General features: G+C 64.4%; 24 protein-coding genes. 15 read left to right on the top strand and 9 right to left on the bottom strand.

The annotated features are described in order from the left end of the window. Nucleotides 1–9: 9 nt before the first annotated feature. The gene (locus tag NOF55_RS22255) at nt 10–939 is read right to left on the bottom strand and encodes an alpha/beta hydrolase (RefSeq protein WP_306413325.1); all 930 of its coding nucleotides are present in this window, start codon (nt 937–939) and stop codon (nt 10–12) included. 46 nt (nt 940–985) lie between these two features. Between NOF55_RS22255 and NOF55_RS22250 the strand changes: the two genes are divergently transcribed. Further along, nucleotides 986–1,450: a MarR family winged helix-turn-helix transcriptional regulator gene (locus tag NOF55_RS22250; RefSeq protein ID WP_306413324.1), complete on the top strand. Its 465-nt coding sequence runs from the start codon at nt 986–988 to the stop codon at nt 1,448–1,450. A gap of 10 nt (nt 1,451–1,460) precedes the next feature. Here the strand turns inward: NOF55_RS22250 and NOF55_RS22245 are convergent, their stop codons facing one another. Beyond that, nucleotides 1,461–1,835, bottom strand: a complete 375-nt coding sequence (locus NOF55_RS22245; RefSeq protein ID WP_306413323.1) for a gamma-butyrobetaine hydroxylase family protein — start codon at nt 1,833–1,835, stop codon at nt 1,461–1,463. A 227-nt stretch (nt 1,836–2,062) separates the two neighbouring features. On the opposite strand from NOF55_RS22245, the gene moaA reads away from it, so the two are divergent. The 8 genes from moaA to NOF55_RS22205 all read left to right on the top strand — a co-directional run bounded on the left by moaA (nt 2,063) and on the right by NOF55_RS22205 (nt 9,382). Next, nucleotides 2,063–3,106 (top strand): GTP 3',8-cyclase MoaA, encoded by a 1,044-nt coding sequence (moaA, locus tag NOF55_RS22240; RefSeq protein ID WP_306413341.1) that lies wholly within the window; start codon nt 2,063–2,065, stop codon nt 3,104–3,106. 92 nt (nt 3,107–3,198) lie between these two features. After that, nucleotides 3,199–4,089 carry a DMT family transporter gene (locus NOF55_RS22235; protein ID WP_306413322.1) on the top strand — a complete coding sequence of 297 codons (891 nt, stop codon included), beginning with the start codon at nt 3,199–3,201 and terminating at the stop codon, nt 4,087–4,089. 10 nt (nt 4,090–4,099) lie between these two features. Continuing rightward, entirely contained in the window at nt 4,100–5,311 is a 1,212-nt protein-coding gene (locus NOF55_RS22230) for a multidrug effflux MFS transporter (RefSeq protein WP_370869041.1), read from the top strand. Between the two features lie 167 nt (nt 5,312–5,478). Next, nucleotides 5,479–6,258 (top strand): ABC transporter substrate-binding protein, encoded by a 780-nt coding sequence (locus NOF55_RS22225; protein WP_306413321.1) that lies wholly within the window; start codon nt 5,479–5,481, stop codon nt 6,256–6,258. A 93-nt stretch (nt 6,259–6,351) separates the two neighbouring features. Next, nucleotides 6,352–7,152, top strand: coding sequence for an ABC transporter permease (locus NOF55_RS22220; RefSeq protein WP_306413320.1), 801 nt, complete (start codon nt 6,352–6,354; stop codon nt 7,150–7,152). Continuing rightward, a complete protein-coding gene (locus tag NOF55_RS22215) occupies nt 7,149–7,979 on the top strand; it encodes an ABC transporter permease (protein WP_306413319.1) in 831 nt (276 codons plus the stop codon). The genes NOF55_RS22220 and NOF55_RS22215 overlap by 4 nt, the downstream gene beginning before the upstream one ends. A 219-nt stretch (nt 7,980–8,198) precedes the next feature. Continuing rightward, complete coding sequence (locus NOF55_RS22210; RefSeq protein WP_306413318.1) at nt 8,199–8,465, top strand: usg protein; 267 nt, start codon at nt 8,199–8,201, stop codon at nt 8,463–8,465. Between the two features lie 98 nt (nt 8,466–8,563). Beyond that, complete coding sequence (locus NOF55_RS22205; protein ID WP_306413317.1) at nt 8,564–9,382, top strand: class I SAM-dependent methyltransferase; 819 nt, start codon at nt 8,564–8,566, stop codon at nt 9,380–9,382. 63 nt (nt 9,383–9,445) lie between these two features. Here NOF55_RS22205 and NOF55_RS22200 read toward each other — a convergent pair whose 3' ends face one another. The 4 genes from NOF55_RS22200 to NOF55_RS22185 form a co-directional block, all read right to left on the bottom strand. Beyond that, the gene (locus tag NOF55_RS22200; RefSeq protein WP_306413316.1) at nt 9,446–9,934 is read right to left on the bottom strand and encodes an Lrp/AsnC family transcriptional regulator; all 489 of its coding nucleotides are present in this window, start codon (nt 9,932–9,934) and stop codon (nt 9,446–9,448) included. 66 nt (nt 9,935–10,000) lie between these two features. Further along, complete coding sequence (locus NOF55_RS22195; RefSeq protein WP_306413339.1) at nt 10,001–10,678, bottom strand: uracil-DNA glycosylase family protein; 678 nt, start codon at nt 10,676–10,678, stop codon at nt 10,001–10,003. Then, nucleotides 10,675–11,286, bottom strand: a complete 612-nt coding sequence (locus tag NOF55_RS22190) for a glutathione S-transferase family protein (RefSeq protein WP_306413315.1) — start codon at nt 11,284–11,286, stop codon at nt 10,675–10,677. The genes NOF55_RS22195 and NOF55_RS22190 overlap by 4 nt, the downstream gene beginning before the upstream one ends. Nucleotides 11,287–11,289: 3 nt before the next feature. Further along, complete coding sequence (locus NOF55_RS22185; protein WP_306413314.1) at nt 11,290–11,883, bottom strand: thermonuclease family protein; 594 nt, start codon at nt 11,881–11,883, stop codon at nt 11,290–11,292. Nucleotides 11,884–12,066: 183 nt separating this feature from the next. Here NOF55_RS22185 and NOF55_RS22180 point away from each other — a divergent pair, with 183 nt between their 5' ends. Beyond that, nucleotides 12,067–13,605 (top strand): sensor histidine kinase, encoded by a 1,539-nt coding sequence (locus NOF55_RS22180; protein ID WP_306413313.1) that lies wholly within the window; start codon nt 12,067–12,069, stop codon nt 13,603–13,605. Between the two features lie 9 nt (nt 13,606–13,614). Here NOF55_RS22180 and NOF55_RS22175 read toward each other — a convergent pair whose 3' ends face one another. Together NOF55_RS22175 and cobT are read right to left on the bottom strand one after the other, a co-directional pair. Next, nucleotides 13,615–13,986, bottom strand: coding sequence for a diacylglycerol kinase (locus tag NOF55_RS22175; protein WP_306413312.1), 372 nt, complete (start codon nt 13,984–13,986; stop codon nt 13,615–13,617). A 15-nt stretch (nt 13,987–14,001) separates the two neighbouring features. Continuing rightward, on the bottom strand, nt 14,002–15,018 hold the full coding sequence (gene cobT, locus NOF55_RS22170) for a nicotinate-nucleotide--dimethylbenzimidazole phosphoribosyltransferase (protein ID WP_306413311.1): 1,017 nt from the start codon (nt 15,016–15,018) through the stop codon (nt 14,002–14,004). Nucleotides 15,019–15,202: 184 nt separating this feature from the next. Between cobT and NOF55_RS22165 the strand changes: the two genes are divergently transcribed. Genes NOF55_RS22165 through NOF55_RS22155 form a run of 3 tightly spaced genes read left to right on the top strand, consistent with a single transcriptional unit; the run spans nt 15,203 to nt 16,905 of the window. Further along, on the top strand, nt 15,203–15,985 hold the full coding sequence (locus NOF55_RS22165) for an adenosylcobinamide-GDP ribazoletransferase (RefSeq protein ID WP_306413310.1): 783 nt from the start codon (nt 15,203–15,205) through the stop codon (nt 15,983–15,985). A gap of 21 nt (nt 15,986–16,006) precedes the next feature. Then, the gene (locus tag NOF55_RS22160; RefSeq protein ID WP_306413309.1) at nt 16,007–16,204 is read left to right on the top strand and encodes a DUF1289 domain-containing protein; all 198 of its coding nucleotides are present in this window, start codon (nt 16,007–16,009) and stop codon (nt 16,202–16,204) included. Next, the gene (locus NOF55_RS22155) at nt 16,201–16,905 is read left to right on the top strand and encodes a TIGR02281 family clan AA aspartic protease (RefSeq protein WP_306413308.1); all 705 of its coding nucleotides are present in this window, start codon (nt 16,201–16,203) and stop codon (nt 16,903–16,905) included. The genes NOF55_RS22160 and NOF55_RS22155 overlap by 4 nt, the downstream gene beginning before the upstream one ends. 6 nt (nt 16,906–16,911) lie before the next feature. Here NOF55_RS22155 and NOF55_RS22150 read toward each other — a convergent pair whose 3' ends face one another. Next, the gene (locus tag NOF55_RS22150) at nt 16,912–18,015 is read right to left on the bottom strand and encodes an extensin-like domain-containing protein (protein WP_306413307.1); all 1,104 of its coding nucleotides are present in this window, start codon (nt 18,013–18,015) and stop codon (nt 16,912–16,914) included. A gap of 317 nt (nt 18,016–18,332) precedes the next feature. Here NOF55_RS22150 and NOF55_RS22145 point away from each other — a divergent pair, with 317 nt between their 5' ends. Together NOF55_RS22145 and uvrB are read left to right on the top strand one after the other, a co-directional pair. Beyond that, nucleotides 18,333–18,722 carry an acyl-CoA thioesterase gene (locus NOF55_RS22145; protein WP_306413306.1) on the top strand — a complete coding sequence of 130 codons (390 nt, stop codon included), beginning with the start codon at nt 18,333–18,335 and terminating at the stop codon, nt 18,720–18,722. A gap of 98 nt (nt 18,723–18,820) precedes the next feature. Further along, nucleotides 18,821–21,688 carry an excinuclease ABC subunit UvrB gene (gene uvrB / locus NOF55_RS22140; RefSeq protein WP_306413305.1) on the top strand — a complete coding sequence of 956 codons (2,868 nt, stop codon included), beginning with the start codon at nt 18,821–18,823 and terminating at the stop codon, nt 21,686–21,688. The last annotated feature ends 9 nt before the right edge of the window (nt 21,689–21,697 follow it).

Raw genomic sequence — 21,697 nt, 5'->3', positions numbered from 1 at the left:
ACGGCGATGTCATCCCGCTTCGGCAATCTCCGCAGCCCCATCCCTGCGCAGGAAAGAGGAGACGAGATCGATGACCGGCGGCGCGGCGACGATGCGGCGGTGGCCGTAGCCGTTCGCCCAGCCGAGCTGCACGTTTTCCCCGAGCGCCGCATAGCGGCGGGCATGGTCGGCGCTCACTTCCTTGTCGTCCTCGGCATGGACCACCAGAACCGGCAGGTCCAGATCCTGCCCTGCCCGCGCGATGTCGAAATCGCCGCTCCTGCGCCCGGTGATCCGCCGCACCTCCTTCTCCAGATGCGGCTGCGCGCGCGCCGGCAGGCCGACCTTTTGGGAGAAATAACGGAATATGCCGTCCATTTCCGACGGCGCGCCGATCAGCGCCATGCGGCCGGGCGTGAACGCGGGAAACTGCGGCAGGAACCGGCACGCCGCCACCATCAGGCTGGCGCCGCCGAAGGAATGACCGACCGCGCCGTCGAACGGGCCGAATGTCCTGTCGACCTCGGTGATCGCCTCGACGGCGAGGCGCATGTCGAGGAACCGTCCGCCGGACGCGCCGTGACCGGGAAAGTCGAGAAGGATCACCTCCCCGCCCGTCGCCTTCGCCACGCCTTCCGCCAGCGCCGCCATATACTCGCTGCGCGAGCCCCAGCCATGCACGACGAGATGGCGACCGCCGCCGGACGGCCCGGCGGCAGCGTTGGGGGGCGCAAGCCGGTAGGTCATCACCTTGCCGTGCGGCGTCGAAATCGTCCTCGGCTCGGCCCGGGAAAGCCGTCCCGCGCCTTCAGCGAAAACTGATCGCGCCCGCTCCCCCTTGGGAAAACGCGAGGGAGCGAGGCTGAAGACCCGGAACGCCAGCTTGCCGGCACCGCGCGGCGAAACCGTACTCGCGACCGAAAAGGTCAGCCGCAGAACCTTCTTTGCAAAATCCGGCATGGCGCGCTACCATATTGTTCAATACTGAACATTTATAAGGTCAGACATGGCTGAAAATCAATCCCGTCCGTTCGATCACCCCCGATTTCGCAGCTGGATTGCCGTCGGCCGCGCCTGCCAGACCATGCAGTCGGCGCTCGGCCGGGCGCTGGCGCCCCTCGGCCTCAAGCCGCCGCATCTCGACGTTCTGGTGAACCTCTATCGTTTCGAGGGCCTGACGCAGCAGGACCTTGCCCGCAAGCTCCTCGTCGGACGCTCGAACATGAGCATGACGCTGCCGCAGCTCGAAAAGCGCGGCCTGATTGCGCGATACGGAGACCCGGGAGACAGGCGCGTCCTGCGTCTTCGGCTGACGGAGTCAGGACGCCACACCGCGGAAAGGGCGATGGCGATCCAGACCGCCCTGATCGACGCCGTCCTGTCGCCGACCCCGTCGGACCATTGCACGATCATCGCCGAGACGATGGAGGCGATGATCCAGCGGTTGCAGGAGTGGGAAAAAACGCTTTAGAAAAAGCGCATTAGCGGGGCTTTTCGGCCACGTCGCGGCTCATGCCCTTGGCGGCGAGCGCCGCCTCGTAGTCCGCGAAAAGTTCGCTTCCCTTCTCGCCGAGTTCGCGCAGATAGGTCCAGGTGTAGATGCCGGTCTGATGCATGTCGTCGAAACCGATGCGCACGGCGTAATTGCCGGTCGGCTGCACCGAGAGGATCTGCACGTTGCGCTTGCCCGGAACCGTCACGCCCTGCCCCGGCCCATGCCCCTGCACTTCCGCCGAGGGCGACAGGACCCGCAGCATCTCGGCGGAAAGGTCGAAGGTCTTGCCGTCGTCGAAGGTCACGGTCAGCCGCTGCCGATCCCGGGACACGCGCAGTTCGGTGGGCCAGACGCCGCTCATATCGGTCACTCCTCATGTCGATCATCGCATGCCGGTCTTAGAGCAAATCAAACGAATGTGTGAAGCGGTTTTACGCCGGACATTGCCAACGGACCGGATTTCGAGCATCTAGTCGCCCTGAAACCAACGAGGATACGCATCCGGACCTGGTCCGGCGGAGTGGCAGCCTTGACCGCCGTCAATCCGGACCCCACAATGGAATGCGTGAGGTATTTCGCTTGAACAGCATGGCCGCCGGGCTTTTCGCCCCCGCAGAACATTTACCGGCTACCGGCCCGATCATCGACCCCTTCGGCCGCACGATCAGCTATCTGCGCGTTTCCGTGACCGACAGGTGCGACTTCCGCTGCACCTACTGCATGGCGGAAAACATGACATTCCTGCCCAAGCAGGATCTCCTGACGCTGGAAGAACTCGACCGCCTGTGCGCCGCCTTCGTCGCCCGCGGCGTGCGCCGCCTGCGGCTGACCGGCGGCGAGCCGCTGGTGCGCAAGAACATCATGAACCTCGTCCGCAGCCTGTCCCGCCATCTGGACAGCGGCGCGCTCGATGAACTGACGCTGACCACCAACGGCTCCCAGCTTGCGCGCTACGCGAAGGAACTGGCCGAATGCGGCGTCAGAAGGATCAACGTTTCGCTCGACACGCTGGACCCGGAGAAGTTCAGGGCCATTACCCGCTGGGGCGACCTCGCCAAGGTGATGGCCGGCATCGATGCAGCGCTCGACGCCGGCATCGCGGTGAAGCTGAACGCCGTGGCGCTCAAGGGCCAGAACGAGGACGAGCTGGTGCCGATGCTGCGTTTCGCGCACGGGCGCGGCATGGACCTGACGCTGATCGAGACCATGCCGATGGGCGAGACCGGCGAGGACAGAACCGACCGCTACCTGCCGCTCAGCACCGTCCGCGCGCGGCTGGAGCGCGAATTCACCCTGACCGACCTCGCCTACCGCACCGGCGGACCGGCCCGCTATGTCCGCGTCGGGGAGACCGGCGGGCGGCTCGGCTTCATCACGCCGCTCACCCATAACTTCTGCGAAAGCTGCAATCGCGTCCGCCTGACCTGCACCGGCACGCTCTACCTCTGTCTCGGGCAGAACGACGCCGCCGACCTGCGCGACGTGCTGCGCGCGCCCGGCTCCGACGCGGCCACGCTTTCCGCCGCCATCGACGCCGCCGTGGCGCTGAAGCCGAAGGGGCACGATTTCGTGATCGGCCGGGGGGCGTCGAAGCCGAAAATTGCCCGCCACATGAACGTCACCGGGGGATGAACGGAGGCATATTGCCTTTTTTCAAGGCAACCGTACTGGCGGCCCCCTCGCTTATCGGCTAGGGAATGGGCGATATATCGGGATTCGCCTCCATGTCTCTGTCGCTCAATTCCAGGGGTGCCGCCCTCATGGCGCTCGCTATGGCTGCGTTCACCTGCAACGACGCCATCGTCAAACTGCTGACATTCGACCTGAGCATCGGCCAGATCATGTTCATGCGCGGTCTCCTGACGACGATTCTGGTCTACGCGATCGCCCGCTACGCCGGGGCACTGGCGCCCCTTCGCGACATGCTGCATCCGATGGTGCTCGTGCGGTCGGCCTTCGAGATCGCCTCGACGGTCCTTTTTCTCATGGCGCTCAACCAGATGCCCCTGCCGAACATTTCGGCCATCCTGCAATCGCTGCCGCTGGCCGTTACGCTCGGCGCGGCGGTCTTCCTGCGCGAACCGGTCGGCTGGCGCCGCTGGAGCGCCATTGTCGTCGGCTTCATCGGCGTGCTGATCATCGTCCGGCCCGGCCCGGAAGGCTTTACCGGCGCCGCGTTTCTGGCCATTCTCTCCGTCTTCACCACCGCCGGGCGCGATCTCGTGACCCGCAAGATCCCGTCGCACATTCCCTCGCTTTCGATCACCGTCTTCACCGCCTCCACCAATTCCCTCGTCGGCCTCGCCCTCATTCCGGTGCTCGGCGGCTGGCAGCCGATGGACACGATGATGACGCTGCAACTGGCCACCACCGCCGTCTTCGTGTTCGTGGGCTATCAGTCGATCATCCTTTCCATGCGGATCGGCGAAATCTCCTTTGTCGCCCCCTTCCGCTACGTCAGCCTTCTCTGGGCGCTGGCCATCGGCTATCTGGTCTTCTCCGACGTTCCCGAGCCGCCCGTCCTCCTCGGCGCCGCCATCGTCATCGCGTCGGGCCTCTATACCTTCTACCGCGAGCGGAAACGCCGCCGGCAGAAGGTTCCCGTTCCGCAATAAGGGCCTGCACATGCGCCAAGAAACCGTTCTGCCGCCCAGCCGGTTCCTGGACCGCAACACGCCGCCGCACATCGTCACCCTCGTCCTGATCGCCGGGATCGCGGCGCTGAGCCAGACCATCTTCCTGCCGGCCCTGCCGGAGATGGCGGCCTATTTCGCCACCGACTATGCGGTCATGCAGCTCGCACTGTCCGGCTATCTGGCCGGAACCGCGATATTGCAGCTTTTCATCGGCCCGCTTTCCGATCGCTACGGCCGCCGGCCGGTGATGATCGGCGCCCTCGTCATCCTCATCCTCGCAACCGTCGTCTGCGTGCTGTCCACCCACATCGCCGTCTTCCTCGCCGCCCGCCTGATGCAGACCGCAGTCGTCGCCGGCATGGTCCTGTCGCGCGCCATCGTCCGCGACATGGTGCCGGTCGAGCAGGCAGCCTCCATGATCGGCTACGTGACGATGGGCATGGCGCTGGTGCCGATGTTCGGACCCGCCGCCGGCGGCCTGCTCAGCGAAACCTTCGGCTGGCAGGCCTCGTTCGCCGCGCTCGCAATTCTGGCCGTCGCGGTGCTTGCCGTGGTCGTCGCCGATCTCGGCGAAACCAACCGGCGCCCCCTCGCCAGCTTCCGCGCCCAGCTCGCCGTCTGGCCGGAACTCCTGGCCTCGCGGCAGTTCTGGAACTATGCGCTGATCTCGGTCTTCGTCTCCGGCTCCTTCTTTTCCTTTCTCGGCGGCGCGCCCTTCGTCGGCACCACGCTGCTGGAACTTTCCCCCGGTATGCTCGGCCTCCAGTTCCTCTACACCGCCGGCGGATACATGACGGGCAACTTCCTGTCGGGACGCTATGCGCGTCGGCTCGGCCTCATGCGCATGCTGCTCATTGGAAACGGCATTTCGCTGCTCGGCATCGGCCTTGCGCTGGTCTTCGCCCTGAGCGGCCATTTCACCGCCCTGTCCTTCTTCGGCTCGATGGTGCTAATGGGGCTCGGCAACGGCGTGGCCTTGCCTTCCGCCAATGCCGGCATGGTCAATGTGCGACCCGATCTCGCCGGCTCCGCATCGGGCCTCGGCGGCGCGCTGACCCTCGGCCTCGGCGCGGCCCTGTCGGTCATCGCCCCCTCCATCATGTCCGAGGAAACCGGCCCGGTGCCGTTCATCGCCATAATGCTGGTCTGCGCGCTCGCGGCGATGGTCAGCATCGCCATGCTCCGCTCGGATCGCGACTAAGGGCGGGATCCGCCTCGGTTGCAGACAGTGAATCCGGTTGCTTTTTGCTTGAAAACGATGCGACTATTCCCCATACCCCGGAACACACTCCCGAGGCGAATTTTGTCCATGCGGTAAAATACCTGCTCGAAAGCCGGCCGTGCGGACGACCAACAGAGAGGATCAACATGCGTAGCTCCATCCGTTTTCTTGCCGCGGCCTCCGTCGCTGCCCTGTCCATGTTCGCTGGAAGCGCAATGGCCGAAGACAATCTGGTGATCGGCACCGAAGGCGCCTATCCGCCCTTCAACAGCCTCGAATCGGACGGTACGCTGACGGGCTTCGACATCGACATCGCCAAGGCCCTCTGCGAGGAGATGAAGGCAAGCTGCACCTTCGTGACCAACGACTGGGACGGCATCATCCCGGCCTTGCAGGCCAAGAAGTTCGACGCGATCATCGCCTCCATGTCCATCACGCCCGAGCGTCTGCAACAGGTGGATTTCTCCGCGAAATACTACAACACCCCGCCCGCCATCGCCGTTCCGAAGGATTCCCCGATCCAGGACGCATCCGAGGAAAGCCTCAAGGGCAAGTCGCTGGGCGCGCAGGCCTCCACCACCCATGCCAACTACACCGAAAAACACATGCCCGACGCGGACCTCAAGCTCTACCCCACGGCTGACGAGTACAAGCTCGACATCGCCAATGGCCGCATCGACGGCGTCGTCGACGATGTCGTCGTTCTCTCCGAATGGGTGAAGTCCGACGCCGGCGCCTGCTGCAAGATCCTGACCACCCTTCCCGTCGATGAGGAGATCAACGGACAGGGTGCCGGCATCGCCGTGCGCAAGGGCGAGACGGAACTGGCCGACAAGTTCACCGCTGCCATCGCCGCCATCCGCGCCAACGGCAAGTACAAGGAAATCCAGGACAAGTATTTCGACTTCGACGTCTACGGCGAATAAGGACGACCGGGCGCGGCGGGCACAGCCCAGCCGCGCTCCTTGACTTGCAAGAACCGGAACGGGCAGGAAGCCCGACCAAGGGGAAAAAGCTGCATGGACGGAGTTTCGTCCGCATTCGCCTCCCTCGGAGGCTTCTTCGGCATGTTCGATCCGCTGTGCGGGCCTGTCGGAATCTTCACGCTGCTCGGGCAAGGCACCCTGATCGCCTGCGGCGACGCCGGCTGGGGCGACGAAATCGCGCTGGGCGTCGGCGTGACGATTTCGCTCGCGCTCGCCACGCTGCCGCTCGGCCTCACGATCGGCTTCCTCGTGGCGCTCGCCGCCCAGTCGGAGGAAAAGTCGCTGCGGCTCGCCGCCGGCATCTACACCACCATCTTCCGCGGCCTGCCCGAACTGCTCACCCTGTTCATCGTCTATTACGGCATGCAGATCCTCATCCAGTGGATGCTCGGCATGCTCGGCTCCGGGGGAAGGGTGGAGATCAACGCCTTCCTCGCCGGCATGATCGCACTCGCCGTCGTCAATTCGGCCTATTCCGGCGAGGTGATGCTTTCGGCGTTCCGCGCCATCCCGAAGGGGCAATACGAGGCGGGCGATGCGCTCGGCCTGCGGCGCGGCAAGACGATGATGCTCATCATCCTGCCGCAACTCGTCAGGATCGCCCTGCCAGGCCTCGTCAATCTCTGGATGATCCTGCTGAAGGACACGTCCTACGTGTCGATCATCGGCCTGTCGGATATTCTCCGCCAGACGGGCGTCGCCGCCAGGGTCTCCAAGGAAGCCTTCTTCTTCTACATGATCGCCTGTAGCCTCTATCTGGGGCTTGCCATCCTCTCCTCCTTCGGCCTGCGCTACATCGACCGCTGGAGCCGCCGCTCGGAGGTCGTCCGATGAGCCATGTGATGGAAATGATCCCGCCGCGCCCGGCCCCGGCCCTCATCGGAAAACGGATGAACCGCGCCCGGCTGGCCGGCATCGTCGTCCTGACCCTCTGGGGTGCGCTGGCGATCGGTCTGGTCGCCCTGGTCGTCGGCGGCTGGGATACCGCCAAGTTCGAACGCTACGGGCCGCGCTATCTGTCCGGCCTGGGGACGACGCTGACGCTCGTATCCCTCTCCGTCGTGCTGGGCGCGCTGCTGTCGGTTCCGATCGCCTATGCCCGCATGTCGCGCAATGCCGTGCTGAGCGGCCTTGCCTTCGCCTATGTCTATGTTTTCCGCTCGACGCCGCTGCTCGCCCAGCTCTTCCTGATCTATTACGGCCTCGGCTCCTTCCGGCCGCAGCTCGAATCCGTCGGCCTCTGGTGGTTCTTCCGCGAGGCCTGGTATTGCGGCCTGCTCTCCTTCACGCTGAATACCGCCGCCTACCAGGCGGAAATCCTTCGCGGCGCCCTCCAGAGCGTGCCGAAGGGCCAGCACGAGGGCGCGGCCTCCCTCGGCCTGCCGCGAACCGTCACCTTCCGCAAGATCGTCCTGCCGCAGGCGCTGATCGTCGCGCTGCGCCCCTATGGCAACGAGATCATCCTGATGATCAAGGGCTCGGCCGTGGTGTCCATCGTCACGGTGTTCGACCTGATGGGCGAAACCCGCTACGCCTTCTCCCGCACCTTCGATTATCAGGCCTATCTGTGGGCGGCGATCTTCTATCTCGTCATCGTCGAGGCGCTGCGCCACGTCTGGGCCTGGATCGAGGCCCGGCTGACGCGCCACCTAAAAAGGTGACGGCGACCCATTGGCAGCACTCATCGAAGATGGATGCTAACATATTGTTTTTGATGATCAATAATGAATTTTCCTGCTTTTTGTCAAGCCCCGGTCAAGGTTAAGCTGTTCCCCTGATGATGGCGGAAACGCCGTCATCGGCTGCGGATACAGGAGCCGGAAGCCAGGAATTCCGGATCGTCCTGCGTCGCCGCGAAAAACAGAAGCGGGAACCAAGACATGAACGAAGAAATGGAAATGATGCTGAAGGGCTATGGCCTGACCACCGCCCATATCTTTTATCGCATGCCCGATCATCCGTCCCTCCTGCAATCCTATCTTTGGCAGCACTACGACCGCGCCCCGGACTTTCCGGAAATGAAGTCGTTCCTGAAATTCTGGGAGGAGAAGCTCGACGGCCCGCTCCATTCCGTCCGCTACGTTCACCGCAAGCTGATTTCGCCCAGCGAGTGGCGCGCGCTCCAGGGAGAATTCATCCTCCACTGACTTTCTCCGGTTGCGCGCACCGCCCCGCCCCGTTAAAGCAAGTCGCGCAGGAATGTGCAGCGATTTTGCGATAACGAAGAAGCGGAGCGGTGCGCGCCATGAGCAAGCCGAAGATCGACGAGGAAGCCCTGGCGGAAGCCTATAACCGCGCGTTGTCGCTGGAAAAGGCGGGTGACATCGACGCCGCGGTGAAAGCCTACGAGGACGTGCTTGCGCTCGACCCGGACGATCACGGCGGCGCGGCGGTGCGGATTGCGGCGATGGGCCGTGGCGACACGCCGACCCGGGCGCCGGATGCCTATGTCGAGACCCTGTTCGACCAGCATGCCGAGGCCTTCGAGGACATTCTCGTCGAACAGCTCGGCTATGCCGTGCCGGTTCTGGTGCGCCAGCGCCTCCAGACGCTCGGCCTCGGCCCGTTCAGGCGCATGCTCGACCTCGGCTGCGGCACCGGCCTGACCGGCGGCACGCTGCGCGATATGGCTGACGACATCACCGGCCTCGACATTTCCGAGAACATGGTCGAGATCGCCCATGAGAAGGACCTCTACGACACGCTCTACGTCGCGGAAGTCGAGGACTTTCTCGAAGACAATGACGACGAGCCCTTCGACCTGATCACCGCGACCGACGTCCTGCCCTATCTCGGGGCACTGGAGCCGTTGTTCTTCGGCGCGGCGGAAAACATGGTGCAGGGCGGCCTTTTCATCTTCTCATCGGAAACCCTTCCGGACGACATCATGGCCGGACGGCCCTACATGGTCGGGCCGCACCAGCGCTTCGCCCATTCGGCGGACTATATCCGCCAGCGGCTTTCCGAAACCGGCTTCGAGCTGGTCGAGATCACCGACATCAACGTGCGGATGCAGGACGGCGAGCCGACCCCCGGCTATCTCGTCATCGCCCGCCTGGCATGACCTCCCGCCCGCGGGGATCGAGGGCGAGCCGCCCCGGTTCCCGCAGGCACCGGAGCGGCGATCTCAATCCTCGCCCGACTTCTGGGAATCGAGGATCATGTAGTCGAGCGGGAGTTCGGTGGTATACTTGATCTGCTCCATCGCGAACGCGGACGACACGTCGCGGATTTCGATCCGGGCGATCAGGCGCTTGTAGAAGGCGTCGTAGGAAGCGATGTCCGGCACGACGACGCGCAGCAGGTAGTCCACGTCGCCGCTCATGCGATAGAACTCGACGACCTCGGGAAACTCGCCCACCACTTCGGAAAAGCGCTTCAGCCATTCGATGGAGTGGCTGTTGGTGCGGATGGACACGAACACCGTCACCTTGGTGTTGACCTTTACCGGGTCGAGCAGCGCGACACGGCGACGGATCACGCCATCCTCCTCCATCTTCTGGATGCGCCGCCAGCACGGCGTCGTCGACAGCCCCACCTTCTTGGCGAGATCCGCGACGGCCAACGTGGAATCTTCCTGCAACAGCCGCAGGATTTTTCGGTCAAGGCGATCCATATGGTGACTCCATGAGAATATTTTTCGATTTATAGCCCATATCTTATAGATTCAAAGAATGGTTTTTTAAAAACAAAGCGTTTCTATCGTTAGCCGCAACTGGGGCAAGACATTCTCCTCAAACCACGGATTGCGCTTCAACCATGCTGTGTTTCGCCAGCTCGGATGCGGCAGCGGCAAAACGCGGGGTCCGGTGTTCGAGAAAAAATATGTTCTCCACGCCGCAACCGTTTCAGTCATCGTCGCCTTGCGCCCGCTTCCCAGATGCCACGCCTGCGCATATTGCCCGATCGCCAGGACGACTTCGATCTGCGGCATGGCATCCATGATCCGCTGCCGCCAGAACGGCGCGCATTCCCGCCGCGGCGGCAAATCGTGCCCCTTCTCGTCGTAGCCCGGAAAGCAGAGCCCCATCGGCACGATGGCGAAGCGGGCGGGATCGTAGAACGCTTCGCAGGACACGCCCATCCACGACCGCAGGCGGTCGCCCGACGCATCGTTGAACGGCAGGCCGCTGTTATGGACCCGCAGGCCCGGCGCCTGACCGGCGATCAGGACGCGGGCGGTCGAGGAAAGGACCGCGACCGGCAAGGGCTCGTGGGGAAGCCTGTGCTCCGGCCCCCTCAACGGTGCGTCCCGGCACAGGCGGCATGCGGCGATCTCGCCGGCAAGACGCCTGAGATCCGCCAGGCGTGACGCGTCCTGCCCGCCCTCGGCGATCACCACACCGCCTGTCACGCTCATGCCGAAGCCGAAGGTCGCGCGGAAACGGAACGATACCAGCGCCACACATTCTCGTGCTCTTCCGGACAGGCGATGCGGGCGACTTTCATGAAATCGAAGGCGATCATGGCGGTGATGTCGGCGATGGAATAGTTTTCGCCCGCGATGAAGGGGCGTCCCTCCAGTTCCTTGTCCAGCAGCGCCAGAAAGGCAAGCGCCTTCGGCTTGTTGGCCTCGCCCCATTTAGCCACCTGCGGCACTTCCCAGGCGGACATGCCGGGATGAAGATGCCGGAAGGCCGCCACCACCGAGGCCATCAGGTTCAGCTCGACGCGGCGGTTCCACATTTCCACGAATGCGCGCTCGCGCGCGCCGCTGCCGAAGAGCGGCGGATCGGGATGCAGTTCCTCGAAATAACGGCAGATCGCGACCGATTCGGTCAGGACCGAACCGTCCTCGAATTCGAGCAGCGGAAGCTGCTGCAACGGGTTCATGGCTGTGATCTCGGGCGAACGATGGCCCATCGCGCCCATGTCGACCGTCACCGTCTCCACGGTCAATCCCTTTTCCTTCAGGAACACCCTCACCCGCCGCGGGTTCGGCGCCCGGGCCGCATCATAGAGCTTCATCTCTCAATCCTCCCATTCGTGTCCCGTGTCGAAACCGAAAAGCCGCCCGACAGCGCTTCGAAGCCAGTCGAAACCGCCATCGGCCACGCTGCCGTTCATGCGCCTCCAATCCTGCGGCCGGTCGAAATCGCCGCTCCACACGCCGCGCCGCGCCGCCCGCGCCTCCTGTTCCTCGCGCCGATAATCCACCTCCGGCCGGCCATAGGCAATGGCCATGCCCTGCCGCACCATTTCGCCATTGAGATCGCGTCCCCCGGACCGGCAGACGACGAGAAGACGCCCGTAACGATCCCTCGAGCGGCCCGTGCATTCAACGCCGCCTGCCGAAACGAGTTCCCGCAGCGCCGCCTGGGCGGCTTCGCCACAACGCCAGACTGCATCCGCACCGCCGCAGGTCTGCGTGCGTTCGGGCGCATCGATGCCTTCCAGCCGGTAGCGTTTGCCGTCGCGGGACAGCGTATCGCCGTCGGTGGCGCGAAACGGCCCGGAAAGACGTTCGGTCGAACCTTCGTCGAGCTTGGCCACGATCAATGCCGCCAGGATCACGAAGGCAATAGCCGTAACGGCATCCCGTAACGTAAAGATCAGTTTCCGCATGCCGGCCCGCCCGCATTGCAGGCTGCGAATCATCCGCGCCTGCCCTTTCGCGACGCAGTTTAGCGAAGCCTCGTCCGCCCGGCGAAACGCGCCTGCGGCATGGCAAACAAATTCTTGCCGGCAGCATCTTCTTAAGGATTTCGGTTTACCCTTGTTGCAACTGCAAGCAGACGTACTCGGATTATGGTGCAGGGCGTGAGCACAACCGCCGACAAGAACATTGTCGATCTTTCGCGTGGGAATCGCAACCGTGCCGTCTCCAAGGCTGTGCGCGCGACGCGCGAGCGGCTGCAATCCAGTCAGGACGGCGCGCGCGGCTTCGACCGCGAAATGATGGTGATGCACGTCAGCTCCCTGCTCCAGAGCGCCACCATCATGCCGCTCTTCATCACGCTGGCGACGGCGGTCGGCTTCTATCTCAGCGGCGACCTCACGCTTCTGGGCTGGGCCTTCCTCGCGCTCAGCACCCATTCGGTCATCACCGTGCTCGCCCGCCGTGCGGACCGCCGGGACATGACGCTGCCGAGGGTGCGCAAATGGCAGCGGATCTTCCTCGCCGGCCAGTTCGTCATGGGCTGCAACTGGGCCTTTCTTCTGCTGATGCAGTGTACCCAGTGCGTCAGCGGCGACGGTTTCACCTTTTTCAAAGGCGCGGTGATGCTGGTCGCCGTCTCGCTGACGGCGATGACCAACGGGCTCCTGAGGCTCGGCCTCGTCTTCACTTTCCTGCCCGTTGCCGTCGCGCTGCTCGGCAATCTCGCCGTCAACCGGAACATGAACGACATTCCGCTGGCGGCGTTGACGGTGACGGCCATCGCCTTCTTCATCTACATCAGCAACCGCCTTTACAACGCCAATCTCAAGCTGCTGTCCTTCCAGTCGGAGAAGGACGACCTCATCGCCGAGCTGGAGGTCGCCAAGTCGCTTTCCGACGAGGCGAGGCGGCGCGCAGAGGAGGCGAACCTTGCGAAATCCCGCTTCCTCGCCTCCATGTCGCACGAGCTTCGCACGCCGCTGAACGCCATTCTCGGCTTCTCCGAGGTCATGGCGACCGAAGTGCTGGGGCCGCTGAACAATCCGATGTACAAGGAATATTCGCGCGACATCCACAATTCGGGCCAGCACCTGCTGAACCTCATCAACGAGATTCTCGACCTGTCGCGCATCGAGGCCGGCAAGTACGACCTTCAGGAAGAGGCTGTGTCGCTGCTCGAAATCGCCGACGACTGCATCGGCATGATCCAGCTTCGCGCCCGCGGCAAGAACATCACCATCGCCGAACAGTTCGAACCCTCCCTTCCGCAGATATGGGCCGACGAAAAGTCGATGCGCCAGGTCATCCTGAACCTGCTGTCCAACGCGGTGAAGTTCACCTCCCACGGCGGCGAAATCACCGTCAAGGTCGGCTGGACGGCCAGCGGCGGGCAATATGTGTCGATCAAGGACAACGGACCCGGCATCGCCGAAGAAGAGATCCCGGTGGTGCTGTCCGCCTTCGGCCAGGGCTCCGTCGCCATCAAGAGCGCCGAACAGGGCACCGGCCTCGGCCTGCCGATCGTTCAGGCGATCCTCGCCAAGCACGGCGGCCAGTTCCTGCTGAAGTCCAGGCTACGCGAGGGCACCGAGGCCATCGCCGTCCTGCCCGCCGGGCGCGTGCTGCAAAGCATGCCCGCCGTCGAGGAGGCGCAGGCCGTCAACCGCCGCCGCCGAAGCTTCGCCTGAGCACGTCGCCTATCCGAAGAAAACTGCCCAGACGAGGAAGATCCCGTTTGCCAGAATGAGGCAGAAACAGGCGAAGGACCCCAGATCCTTGGCGTGCTTGCCCACGGGAGAAATCTCTGGAGACACGCGGTCCACGATCTCCTCGATGGCCGTGTTGAGCGCTTCCACCGCGAAAAGCAATAGCATCAGGATCGTGAAGCCGAGAAAGCTGAAAGGGCCTGCCCCGACCAGCGCGAGAAGCACAAGACCGCCGGCAAAAGCCATCAGCTCGTGGCGGAACGCCTGCTCGCCCAGCAGCCGGCCCACGCCCTGAAGGGAATAGCGGAGCGCGGAAAACATATGCCGCAAGCCCGTTTTCTTGTTCACCGGCTCTTCGCCCATGCGGTTCTTCTCCCGTCAGCCCTTGTTGGCGACGCCGGCCTGCTCGAAGGTCGCCATCCCGGAATGGCAGGCCGCGGCCGCCTTGACGATGCCGGCCGCAAGGGCAGCGCCCGTTCCTTCGCCCAGACGCATTCCCAGCGCCAGAAGCGGCGTCTTGCCGAGCTGCTCGATGGCGCGCATATGGCCGGGCTCGCCCGAGACATGACCGATCAGGCAATGGTCGAGCGCCGCCGGATTGGCGGCCTTGAGGATGGCGGCTGCGGCGGTTGCGACATAACCGTCGATCAGCACGGGGATCTTCTCCATGCGGGCGGCGAGGATCGCACCCGCCATCGCGGCGATTTCGCGGCCGCCGAGGCGGCGCAGCACTTCCAGCGGATCGGACAGATGGTCTTTATGGAACGCGACGGCCTGCTTCACCGCCGCGATCTTGCGCTCCAGAACCTCGCCGTGGGAGCCGGTGCCAGGCCCCACCCAGTCCTCCGCCTCGCCGCCGTAGAGGGCGAGATTGATGGCGGCCGCGACGGCCGTGTTGCCGATGCCCATCTCGCCGATGCACAGCAGGTCCGTGCCGCCGGCGATCGCCTCCATGCCGAACGCCATCGTCGCGGCGCAGTCGCGTTCGGACAGGGCCTCCTCGCAGGTGATGTCGCCGGTTGGATAATCGAGCGCCAGGTCGAAAATCTTCAAGCCGAGATCGTAGGTCGCGCAGATCTGGTTGATCGCGGCGCCGCCGGCGGCAAAGTTCTCGACCATCTGCTGCGTCACCTCCACCGGATAGGGCGTGATGCCGTGACGCGCCACGCCGTGATTGCCGGCGAAGACCGCGACCAGCGGACGGTTGACGGCGGGCGTCCGTCCGCTCCATGCGGCAAGCCACATGGCGATTTCCTCGAGGCGGCCGAGCGAGCCTTCAGGCTTGGTGAGCTGCCGGTTGCGCGCGCGCGCGGCGGCCAGCGCAGCCACGTCATGGCCCGGCAGGTCCCGGATCAGGATACGGAAATCGTCAAAAGGCAGACCGGTGACGCTCATTCATCAAGTTCCTTGTGTTCCGCTCGCGGATCGGCAATCTCTAGGGCCGCTGCCGGACGGGATCGATGCGGCTCCCATCGGCCGAAGGCGGCATTTCGGGACGTCTCTCACGAGTCGACCCGATCAGAACCGCTCTCATACTCAGGGAAAGCGGCGCGAACAACTGCAAAGAGGCCCCGACTGCATGACAATGCCCTCGTTTCTGCGGAATATTCTGGTCGCCTGCGCCTTCCTCGGCCGCGTCCCCGTTCCCGGCCGCGTCTTCGACGGTTTCGACGGGCGGATGGGCGCGATTGCCCACGCCTTTCCGGTGGCGGGCTTTCTCGTCGCCCTTCCCGGTGCCCTCCTGTTCTGGCTGATGCTGACGCTCGGCACCGACGCTCTGGTCGCCGCCCTGCTCGCGCTTTCGCTTCAGGCGCTCGTGACTGGCGCCCTGCACGAGGACGGCCTTGCCGATTGCGCCGACGGCTTCGGCGGCGGCAGGTCGCGCGAAGAGGTTCTGGACATCATGAAGGACAGCCGGATCGGCACCTTCGGCGCTATCGCCCTCTTCATGTCCTTCGCGCTCCGGGCCGCCATGCTGGCCTCCGTCGCCATGCATCTGCCGCCGCTTGCCGCGGCATTCGCATTGCCCGCCTCCGGCACGCTGGCCCGAACCCTGATGGTCGCCCACTGGCAGGCCCTGCCTCCGGCCCGAGAACAGGGGCTCGCCACCTCCGCCGGCCAGCCGGATCTGGCCGGCACGGCCCGGGCGCTTGCCATCGGCACGGTGCTGGCCGGCATTCCGGTGATCGCCGTTTTCGGATTGCCTGCACTTTTTCTCGCCCTGTCGCTCGGCGGGATCGCCGCTTTTGCCATGACACGTCTTGCCGCGCGGCGGATTAACGGCCATACCGGAGACACGATCGGAGCGGTGGAACAGATCGGCGAAATAGCCGTTCTTCTCGCATTTTCGCTTACAGCCTGAAGTCATGTACTATAGCCAGCCATGAAAACACCCTGTATCCGCATCTGCCAGATGGAAACCCGCACCGGCTGGTGCATCGGCTGCGGCCGCACGATAGACGAGATCGCCGCCTGGAGCCGTTACGACGACGCCGAGCGCCTCTCCATCATGGACGGGCTCGCCGAACGGCTACGCCACCTTGCGCGGCATGAGGCATCCCGCGGGCAGGCCGGAAGATGAACCGCTACACGATCGGCCTGCTCATTCTCGCCGTCAGCCTTGCGCTGCTGATCTTCAATCACGGAGCGGGAGAAACGTTCGGCGTCGACAACGACCGGTTTGCCGAACTCATGCGCCTCCTGACCCTCACGACCGTAATCGGCGCGGGCATTCTCATCAGCCGCCGCTATACGTTCGGCAAGGTGGCCCGCGACCTGGCCATCTGGCTCGTCATCATTCTCGCACTGATCGTCCTGTGGCTCTACCGCGGCGATTTCCGCTCGCTCGGCGACCGCGTGTTCGCGGCGCTCGTTCCCGGCCAGTCCGTCATCTCGCGCGGCGCCGACGGGACGACCGAGATCATCCTGCACAAGTCGATGAACGGTCATTTCGAGGCGGTGGTGGAGATCAACGGCCAGGCCATTTCCGTTCTCGTGGATACCGGCGCCAGCGCCATTTCGCTCTCGTGGGAAGACGCGCTTGCCGCCGGCCTCAATCCGGACAACCTGACCTATTCGGCGACCGTGCGGACGGCCAACGGCCTGGCGAGCGCGGCCCCGGTCAGGCTGGCGCAGGTGTCGCTCGGCCCCATCACCCGCCGCAACGTGCCGGCGCTGGTCGCCACGAAGGACCGGCTGGAGCAGAGCCTTCTCGGCATGAGCTTCCTGTCAACGCTCGGCTCCCTGCGCATGGAGGCCGACGAGCTGCGCCTGCGCGACTGAATCCGTTCAGTTGCAGTGCCGATAGCCGGACTTGCGCGTGCGCAGGTCGAAATGAAAATGGTTCCAGTGGTCGGGATCGCTGCCCGGTCCCAGCACCGTGCTGAAATACCGGCAACTGTCGCTGCGGACCGTCTTGAGAAGCCCTTTCTCCCGGAAGGCGAAGAAACCCTTCTTGCGCACGTCGATTTCCTTGCCGTTCTTCAGGACGATCTTGCCGATATCGATTGCATTGCCGCGCGCATGTTCGGACCACGGGTTGCTGGAGCGCGAATTCATCCGGCGGCAGGAATAGCCGCCCATCGTCTGGATCTTCGCCACGCCGGAAAGATAGCGCGCCCGCGCCGACGGGTTGACTTCCCCTTTCACCCATTGCGCGAAGGCAAGCGCCACCTGGCAGTTGAGCGTCGTTTCGTTGACCCCGATGCCGCCCGGGAGTCCCGTGATCTTGATGGGATAATCCACCCGGCAGCTCCCGCCTTGATCGATGCGCGGTATGTCCCGGAACGTGACGCCGATGCGGCGCAACTGCGCCCGGCAGGATTGTTCGGCGGCGGGCATGACATCCGCGGTCCCGCCGGAGGACGGCACGTCGCGCATGACGGGATTGCCGGGCCGCAGCATGGCGACCTGCCTGCCCTCGCTTTCGACGGGAACGGACTGCGGAGCCGGCGGCATCGGCTGGACCGGCTGCCGGACCAGAACCGGCGTATCGGTGCCGATTCCGTCGACGACCGGCTGGCTGGTATTGCCCTCGGCAATGCCGGCGGCCTGTTCTTCCGCAAGCCCGACCACGGGATCGCCGCCGGAGGATGCCCCGGCGACGCCGAGCCCCTCGTCCATGTTGATCCCGTCTTCGGGGCTGGCCGGCGGAACAGAGGCGGAGTGGAGACCATTGGGCGCGCCATAGGATTCCGCGGCCGGTTCGACGGGAATGGTCGCCGCGGGCTGCGGCGCGCCCGGTTGCGGCTGCGCGGGCGGCGCGATCGCGCCGACGCGGGTGGAACCATCGATCGTGCCCGGAGGTATCAACGCATCGGTCGAACAGGCCGAAAGCGCCGTGGAAAGTGTCAGGGCGGCGGCAAAACGCCAGGGTGAGAAACAATACGCCATACCAAACCGTTTCCGCCGGTCTCCCGGCTTCCCGCACACCCCGGACGAATTATAGGAAACGAAACGTAAATGTTCCCTTTACCGCATGTCGGTGCCTTTTCGCACGCTGACGAAAAAAGGGCACAGAACCTTCCCACCCCCTCGAAACCCGTTCCGATGCGCCGGATCAGGCGGCTCCGGTTTCCCTCCGCTACGCGCTTGAACCGTCCGGCCCGAACCGGTTCGGGCAGGCAGGTTTCTTGCCTCATGTCAAAGTAAAAGGTAGGGAACGATTGGGCCCCGTCCCTTTCCACTCCCGCCATCAAAGGAAATACACAATGACAGAAACGGCCCCTCCCTCGGGCGAACTGACCCTGCGGACCCTCGCCATGCCGGCCGACGCCAACCCTGCCGGCGACATCTTCGGCGGATGGGTCATGTCGCAAATGGACCTTGCCGCCGGCATCCGCGCCGGCGAACGCGCCCGCTGTCGTGTCGTCACCGCCGCCGTGAAGGAAATGACGTTCGAAAAACCGGTGAAGGTCGGTGACACGCTGAGCATCTATACCGAGATCGCACGCACCGGGCGCACGTCCCTGACCCTGAGCGTCGAAGCCTGGGTCCACCGCATGCGCTACGGCGGCCTAGAGAAAGTGACCGGCGCCACCTTCATCATGGTCGCGATGGACGAAAACCGCAATCCGATGCCGCTCCCGCCAGAAGCCTGACGCCCGAAGCCGCCCGGCGGGCGGCTTCCTTCGATAAATGTTGCCGTTTTGTACCCACTCCCCTTTTCTTTGGGCCGGACTCCCTCCATATTCCGGACATGGCTAGATCACCCAAGAAACCGTCCGCTCCCAAGGGCTTCGAAGAAGCGCCGCAGGCCGAATTCGAAGGCGCGCCCTATGAAGGCAACGTCTCCGACTGGCTGAAGCAGCTGGAGGAAAGCGCCGAGGCGTCCACCGTCGAAAGCCGCAGCGAGGTGGCTTCCAAGGCCGGCAAGCACCGCAAGAAGGTGGAGAACGCCGCGCGCCAGCACGCCGAGAAGACATCCGTTTCCATGAAGAGCGCCCGCGGCACGTCGATGGGCGGCTCGTCCGACCCGAAGACGCGCGCCGCCGCCGGCCTCAACCCGGTCGCCGGCATCGACGTCTCGCTGGAAGATGCGGGACAGCTTGCCCAGGGCGCCGTCACCGCCACGGTCGAGGCCCTTTCGAAACTGATCGAAAGCGGCAACCCGCTGTTCAAGGACGGCAAGCTGTGGACGCCGCACCGTCCCGCCCGCCCGGAAAAATCCGAGGGCGGCATTCCGATCCGCATGGTGTCGGACTACCAGCCCGCCGGCGACCAGCCGACGGCGATCCGCGACCTCGTGGAAGGCATCGACAGCGGCGAGCGCAGCCAGGTCCTGCTCGGCGTCACCGGCTCGGGCAAGACCTTCACGATGGCCAAGGTGATCGAGGCAACGCAGCGCCCCGCCGTCATCCTCGCGCCCAACAAGACGCTGGCCGCCCAGCTCTATTCCGAGTTCAAGAACTTCTTCCCGAACAACGCGGTCGAATATTTCGTTTCCTACTACGATTATTACCAGCCGGAAGCCTACGTGCCGCGCTCGGACACCTATATCGAGAAGGAAAGTTCGATCAACGAGCAGATCGACCGCATGCGCCATGCCGCGACGCGCGCCATTCTGGAGCGCGACGACTGCATCATCGTGGCTTCGGTCTCGTGCATCTACGGTATCGGCTCGGTCGAGACCTACACGGCCATGACCTTCCAGATGAATGTCGGCGACCGGCTGGACCAGCGCCAGCTTCTGGCCGACCTCGTGGCCCAGCAATACAAGCGGCAGGACATCAACTTCGTGCGCGGCTCCTTCCGGGTGCGCGGCGACACGATCGAGATCTTCCCGGCCCACCTTGAGGATGCCGCCTGGCGCATCACCATGTTCGGCGACGAGATCGAGTCCATCGCCGAGTTCGATCCGTTGACCGGCAAGAAGACCGGCGACCTGAAATCGGTGAAGATCTACGCCAACTCGCACTATGTGACGCCGCGCCCGACGCTCAACCAGGCGACGAAGTCGATCAAGGAAGAACTGAAGCACCGTCTGGCCGAACTGGAGAAGGCCGGCCGCCTGCTGGAAGCGCAGCGGCTGGAGCAGCGCACCCGCTACGACCTCGAAATGCTGGAGGCGACTGGCTCCTGCGCTGGCATCGAGAACTATTCGCGCTATCTCACGGGCCGCAATCCCGGCGAGCCGCCGCCGACCCTGTTCGAATACATTCCCGACGATGCGCTGATCTTCATCGACGAAAGCCACGTCACCATTCCGCAGATCGGCGGCATGTATCGCGGCGACTTCCGCCGCAAGGCGACGCTGGCCGAATACGGCTTCCGCCTGCCGTCGTGCATGGACAACCGCCCGCTGCGTTTCGAGGAATGGGACGCGATGCGGCCGCAGACCGTCGCGGTTTCCGCCACGCCAGGCAACTGGGAGATGGAGCAGGCCGGCGGCGTTTTCGCCGAACAGGTCATCCGCCCGACCGGCCTGATCGACCCTCCGGTGGAAGTGCGCTCGGCGCGCACGCAGGTGGACGACGTGCTCGGCGAAATCCGCGACACGGCATTGAAAGGCTATCGCACCCTCGTCACCGTGCTGACCAAGCGCATGGCCGAGGACCTGACCGAATACCTGCACGAGCAGGGCGTGCGCGTGCGCTACATGCACTCCGACATCGACACGCTGGAACGCATCGAGATCATCCGCGACCTGCGTCTCGGTGCCTTCGACGTGCTGGTCGGCATCAACCTGCTACGCGAGGGCCTCGACATTCCCGAATGCGGTTTCGTCGCCATTCTTGATGCCGACAAGGAAGGCTTCCTGCGCTCGGAGACCTCGCTCATCCAGACCATTGGCCGTGCGGCGCGCAATGTCGACGGCAAGGTCATCCTCTATGCCGACAATATCACCGGCTCGATGAAACGCGCGATGGAGGAAACCGGCCGCCGCCGCGAAAAGCAGATGGCTTTCAACGCCGAACACGGCATCACGCCGGAATCGGTCAAGGCGAAAATCTCCGACATTCTTGATTCGGTTTATGAGCGTGATCACGTAAGGGCCGATATTTCCGGCGTTTCCGGCAAGGGCTATGCCGATGGCGGCCATCTGGTCGGCAACAATCTCCAGGCCCATCTGGAAGCGCTGGAAAAGCAGATGCGCGATGCCGCCGCCGATCTCGACTTCGAGACCGCCGCCCGCCTGCGCGACGAGATCAAGCGCCTCAAGGCCGCCGAACTCGCCACGATGGACGATCCGCTGGCCAGGGAGGAAGCGCGCGGACAGGAACGCAAGCGTGCTGCCCCCGCGCCCTCCGAGGCGGAAAAGGGTTACTTCGCCAAACCGTCCCTGGACGACATGGGGCCGGGCACCGATACGGCCAAGCCTCTGTTCCGCAAGAACACGCTGGACGAGATGACCGTCGGCCGCACGGAAAAGCCGATGGCGGCGGACAACCTGCCCGCACGTCCGGCGGAAAGCATCGGCACGAAGAAGCGCGACACGACCCCCGCAACCGGAGACGATCCGCGCCCGCTGGTTCGCGGCAAGGTCGGCACCGGCAGCTACGAGGACCCCGGCGACCAGAAGCGAAAGGGACGCACCAAAGGAAAGACAGGGCGGCCGGGACGCTGAAGCACACCC

Origin of the sequence: Ectorhizobium quercum, from assembly GCF_026552795.1 — a bacterium.
Classification (GTDB): domain Bacteria; phylum Pseudomonadota; class Alphaproteobacteria; order Rhizobiales; family Rhizobiaceae; genus Ectorhizobium; species Ectorhizobium quercum.
Note: the sequence above shows the minus strand (reverse complement) of the source record. Positions and strands in the feature narration are given on the sequence as shown.

Coding starts and splice junctions, on each gene's coding strand:
- NOF55_RS22255 (WP_306413325.1), bottom strand. CDS start 939: ATGCCGGATTTTGCAAAGAAGGTTCTGCGGCTGACCTTTTCGGTCGCG.
- NOF55_RS22250 (WP_306413324.1), top strand. CDS start 986: ATGGCTGAAAATCAATCCCGTCCGTTCGATCACCCCCGATTTCGCAGC.
- NOF55_RS22245 (WP_306413323.1), bottom strand. CDS start 1,835: ATGAGCGGCGTCTGGCCCACCGAACTGCGCGTGTCCCGGGATCGGCAG.
- moaA (WP_306413341.1), top strand. CDS start 2,063: ATGGCCGCCGGGCTTTTCGCCCCCGCAGAACATTTACCGGCTACCGGC.
- NOF55_RS22235 (WP_306413322.1), top strand. CDS start 3,199: ATGTCTCTGTCGCTCAATTCCAGGGGTGCCGCCCTCATGGCGCTCGCT.
- NOF55_RS22230 (WP_370869041.1), top strand. CDS start 4,100: ATGCGCCAAGAAACCGTTCTGCCGCCCAGCCGGTTCCTGGACCGCAAC.
- NOF55_RS22225 (WP_306413321.1), top strand. CDS start 5,479: ATGCGTAGCTCCATCCGTTTTCTTGCCGCGGCCTCCGTCGCTGCCCTG.
- NOF55_RS22220 (WP_306413320.1), top strand. CDS start 6,352: ATGGACGGAGTTTCGTCCGCATTCGCCTCCCTCGGAGGCTTCTTCGGC.
- NOF55_RS22215 (WP_306413319.1), top strand. CDS start 7,149: ATGAGCCATGTGATGGAAATGATCCCGCCGCGCCCGGCCCCGGCCCTC.
- NOF55_RS22210 (WP_306413318.1), top strand. CDS start 8,199: ATGAACGAAGAAATGGAAATGATGCTGAAGGGCTATGGCCTGACCACC.
- NOF55_RS22205 (WP_306413317.1), top strand. CDS start 8,564: ATGAGCAAGCCGAAGATCGACGAGGAAGCCCTGGCGGAAGCCTATAAC.
- NOF55_RS22200 (WP_306413316.1), bottom strand. CDS start 9,934: ATGGATCGCCTTGACCGAAAAATCCTGCGGCTGTTGCAGGAAGATTCC.
- NOF55_RS22195 (WP_306413339.1), bottom strand. CDS start 10,678: ATGAGCGTGACAGGCGGTGTGGTGATCGCCGAGGGCGGGCAGGACGCG.
- NOF55_RS22190 (WP_306413315.1), bottom strand. CDS start 11,286: ATGAAGCTCTATGATGCGGCCCGGGCGCCGAACCCGCGGCGGGTGAGG.
- NOF55_RS22185 (WP_306413314.1), bottom strand. CDS start 11,883: ATGCGGAAACTGATCTTTACGTTACGGGATGCCGTTACGGCTATTGCC.
- NOF55_RS22180 (WP_306413313.1), top strand. CDS start 12,067: ATGGTGCAGGGCGTGAGCACAACCGCCGACAAGAACATTGTCGATCTT.
- NOF55_RS22175 (WP_306413312.1), bottom strand. CDS start 13,986: ATGGGCGAAGAGCCGGTGAACAAGAAAACGGGCTTGCGGCATATGTTT.
- cobT (WP_306413311.1), bottom strand. CDS start 15,018: ATGAGCGTCACCGGTCTGCCTTTTGACGATTTCCGTATCCTGATCCGG.
- NOF55_RS22165 (WP_306413310.1), top strand. CDS start 15,203: ATGACAATGCCCTCGTTTCTGCGGAATATTCTGGTCGCCTGCGCCTTC.
- NOF55_RS22160 (WP_306413309.1), top strand. CDS start 16,007: ATGAAAACACCCTGTATCCGCATCTGCCAGATGGAAACCCGCACCGGC.
- NOF55_RS22155 (WP_306413308.1), top strand. CDS start 16,201: ATGAACCGCTACACGATCGGCCTGCTCATTCTCGCCGTCAGCCTTGCG.
- NOF55_RS22150 (WP_306413307.1), bottom strand. CDS start 18,015: ATGGCGTATTGTTTCTCACCCTGGCGTTTTGCCGCCGCCCTGACACTT.
- NOF55_RS22145 (WP_306413306.1), top strand. CDS start 18,333: ATGACAGAAACGGCCCCTCCCTCGGGCGAACTGACCCTGCGGACCCTC.
- uvrB (WP_306413305.1), top strand. CDS start 18,821: ATGGCTAGATCACCCAAGAAACCGTCCGCTCCCAAGGGCTTCGAAGAA.